At 70.5% G+C, this 4,050-nt stretch carries 1 protein-coding gene; it reads right to left on the bottom strand.

The annotated features are described in order from the left end of the window. Window positions 1-3,751 (bottom strand): phosphodiester glycosidase family protein (locus ACPYO6_RS16780; RefSeq protein ID WP_425715934.1); only part of this gene is annotated, 3,751 nt, incomplete at its 3' end. Window positions 3,752-4,050: the final 299 nt, after the last annotated feature.

Genomic DNA, 4,050 nt, shown 5'->3' with positions numbered 1-4,050 from the left:
GCGTGTCGGCCCCGTCGGCGTCCCAGTCACCCACGAACACCTCATCACCCGACCGGCCGAACCGGAACACATGCTCATGCAGACCCGCCCAGTCATCATCCAGGAAGAACCCGTTCTCCAGAGCGGGGGTGCTCGAGTACACGGGCAGGTGGACGTCCACCTCGTGCTCGGCGACCGAGTCGTTGACCTCGAGCGTGACGGTCACCGGGACCGCGGCGGACCCGTCGTCATAGCCGGGCGTCTCACCCTCGGTGAGGACGACGAGCTCGCCGTCCACCAGGGCGCGACCAGGTGCCGCGGCGACGATGCCCGTGGCGGGCTCGATCGTCGCGACGGCCGTGGCCGGCAGCTCGGTCGTCCCCGCGGGGACCACCGTCTCGCCGTCGCCCGACCACAGGGCCGAGACCGGCCAGTCGGTCGGGACCCGACGCTCGTCCTGGACCACGGTGCCCTCGAGGTCGAGCGAACCGCCGAGCTCGACGACGTCGCCGCCCCCGATCTCCAGGCTGTCCACGAGGGGACGGATCTCGATCTGGGACCACTCGCCCTCGGTGTCGTGCATGCCGCTGGCGGGGTCGATACCGATCATCGACCAGCCCGAGAACCCGCCCCGGTCCGGGGTGGAGTTCGGGGACTTACCCACGTTGCCGTTGGTCAGGTACTCGACACCGTCGCGGGTCGACACGTCGAACGCACCGACACCGGCGCCGACGAACATCACCGAACGGCCCGAGTCCTCGACCTCGCCCAGCCACTGCTCGAGCGTGGCCGCCTCGAGGCGGTCGGCCATCGCGGAGGGCGCGCCGGGGAGGAAGTCGCGCGGCGGGTAGTGCGAGAACACCATGACGCCCGTGATCTCCGGGTCGAGCTGGGCCAGCAGCAGCTGCTGACGCAGCATGACCATCTGCCCGAAGTCGTCACCCAGACGACCGGTGGCGGAGTTGAGGGTGATGATGCGGGTGCCGGCGACGTCGCGGACCGTGTGGGTCTCGCCGAACTCGTCCTCGAAGTTGCTGATCGGACCACCCATGATCTCGTGGTTGCCCGGGACGTAGACCCACGGCAGGTCGGTCTCGGCGAGCTCCTCGTCGAGGATGCGCCGCGCGAGGTCGAAGTCCTCCGGCGCCGCCTCGTCGGTGAAGTCACCGTTGATGACCAGCAGGTCCGGGTCCTCCGCCACGATCTCCTGCAGACCACGGCGAGCGTTGGCCACCTGCGGCGACTCCGGCGCACGCGCCACGAACTGCGCGTCCGACATCACGGCCACCCGCAGCCCGGCGTCGTCGGCCGCGTTGGCCGTCGACAGGGACGGGTCCTCCCACACGGGCACCTCGGGTGCCTCGGCGATCGGCGCCATCGTCGCGGTGACGTCGTCGATGAGGACGGTCGTCTCGTACTGCTCGCTCGCCGACGACTCGTAGAGCGCGACACGGCCGAACTGGATGGGGTGCGGCCAGTCCTGCGGGACCTGGACCGTCAGCTGCTGCCACTCCGTGCCGGTCACGGTGCCGCCGTAGATGAAGCGGAAGGTTCCCTCGGCGTCGAACACCGAGAAGTAGATCTCGGGGGTACCCCGGCCGTCGCCACGGAACCAGGCCGACAGCGTCTGCAGCTGCCCCTCGGGAGCCGGGAACGCGTTGATCTCGGACCGGAAGTTCATCGTGCGGGTCGCGGTGGACTCGTTGAACACCGCGGTGGCCTCGATGGCCGAGGTGTCGCCCTCGGTCCGGCCCTCCTCGACCATGCGCGACGACGAGTTCGGGTTGCGCGAACCGTAGTGCCACCAGCCGCCCTCCTCGTCGAAGCTGGTGATCTCGAGCTCCTCCAGCCCGACCATCACCGACAGGTCGGCCTCGACGTCGCCGACGCTGAGCGTGAGGGTCGCGGACCCGGAGTCGACGAGCGCGCTGATGTCGAACGTGCTGGCCGTGGCGGGGGTGAGCTCGACGACGCCGTCGGCGCCCTCGATCGTCACGTCCGCGGCGTCGATCGGCGCGATGAAGCCCTCGGCGTCGTAGCCGTAGAGCGTGAACGGCGTGCTCGCGCCGGGGTCCGGCAGGGAGAGCACGTTCGGGGAGGCCTCGAGCCGGACGAGCTCGCCCAGGACCTCGACGTCGGCCTCACCGGTGGCGGTGCCGACCTCGTTCTCCGTCGACGCCGAGACCGTCGTGGTGCCCGTGGCACCCGCGGTGAGCAGGCCGTCGGTGTCGACCGTGGCGACCACCTCGTCCGAGGAGACCCACGACTCGGCGGGGGTGCCGACCGCGCGCATGACCTCGTCGTAGCCGAGCGCCACCATCTGGCGGTGCAGGCCGGGGAAGACCCGGTGCGCATTGGCGATCCGCACCTCGGGGCGCACGGAGTAGTTGTGGACGATGCCGGAGCTGGGGCCCACGATGACGCCGATGCCGTTGGCGTCCTCGCGCTCCTCGCCGTCGGAGGGGCTGTTGACGATCTCGTCGTCCGTCTCCCCCGGGTCGGTGGCATTCATCTGGGTCGAGCCGCCGCCGTCGAGGTTGAGGGCGTTGTAGGAGCCGATCTGCTGCATGAACTCACCGGTCTCGTCGAGGCTCATGCCGCGGGAGATGTCCTGCCGGCCGTCGATGACGACCATGTAGAGGTGCTCGCCGGCCTCGTCAAGGCCGACCGCGGTGCGGGGTGCGAGGCTCTCGTCGGACGCGTCGTGGAGGACGCCGCCCTGGAGGAGGATGGCGTTGCGACCACCGTGGCCGCCGAGCGCGAGGACGACCTCGTCGGCGTCGGACCGCACGGAGTAGGTCGTCTGGAGGCGGTCGCCGACAGCCAGCGTGCTCAGCTGGTCGGCGAGCTCACCGGCGGGCGCGACGACGATGCGGGCGTCGGCGGGGATCTCGCCCTCGCCGACCGGCCCCGCGACCTGCGTGACCCGCGAGTCTCGGCCGATCCACACCTCGACGGCGTTCGCGCGGTCCGGAAGGGAGTTCGCCCGGGCATACGTGCCCCAGCGGTCGGTGAACACGCCCACGCCGGAGGTGTCCCACTCCGAGGCGTTGACGCCGGTGAGCGGGAGCTCCCACCCGGCGTCGGGCGCCGCAGCGACGCCCTCCATGAAGACCTCGGTGATGAGGCCCAGGCCCTGCGAGTCGATGACGAGGGCCGCGTTGTCGCCAGGGTTCGGCGAGGTGACGATGCCCGACTCGGGGTCGACGCCGATGCCGTTGGACGAGCCCGAGTTGCCGATGTCGAAGCCCGAACCGTTGATGCCCGCGACGGCGTCGGCCTCGTCGATCATGTCCGAGATGGTCGAGGTGCCGGCGACCTCACCGGAGTCCATGTAGTCCAGCGAGATCGCCGGGTTGGTCAGATCGATGTCGAGGACGGCACCCTGCAGCCAGCCTGCCGACTCCATCCGCGTGAACTCGGTGAGGACCGCACCCGGCGCGATCTGCGTGGCGGTCTGCTCGCTGACGATCGCCGTGCCGTCGTTGGACACGTCGAGGTAGTCGTCGGCGATCTCGGCAGCGTCGGGCTCGGCGCCGTCGGTCGGGCTCTCTCCCGGGCCGGCGGAGGGAGACTCGGCGGTGGGCGCCGAGGACTCGCTCTCGGCACCGGAGTCGAGCTCCGCGGTGTCGTCGAGGGTGGGCCGGTCGGGGTCGGCGACCGGCGTCGCTCCCGCGGGAGCGACGAGGGTCGCGGTCACGCTCGCCGAGGCGAGCAGACCGATGAGGGTGGCGGCGACGCGTGGGCGCCGCCGTGCGGGCACAGCTGACATGGCAGTCCTTTGGCAGAACATCGAACGGGGGTGCACCTATTGGACGCCGGGTCGATGGCGACCACCTGTCGCAGGGGTGGATCGAAGGTGTCGTCGAGACGTCCGTTCAGGGCTGCCGCCACCGGTATCGATGCAGGTCGGAGCGCCGAACGACTCCTACCGGGAGGACGTCCACCCACACGTCGAGAGTGCAGTTCGTCGTCGTCGAGATTGCGGTTCGTCGTCGTCGAGATTGTGGTTGGGGCCCCAACCGCAATCTCGGCGACAGGACCCCGGACGCACGACGGCGGGGGTCCCCC

This window comes from Georgenia sp. Z1344 (assembly GCF_049856295.1).
GTDB lineage: Bacteria > Actinomycetota > Actinomycetes > Actinomycetales > Actinomycetaceae > JB111.
Note: the sequence above shows the minus strand (reverse complement) of the source record. Positions and strands in the feature narration are given on the sequence as shown.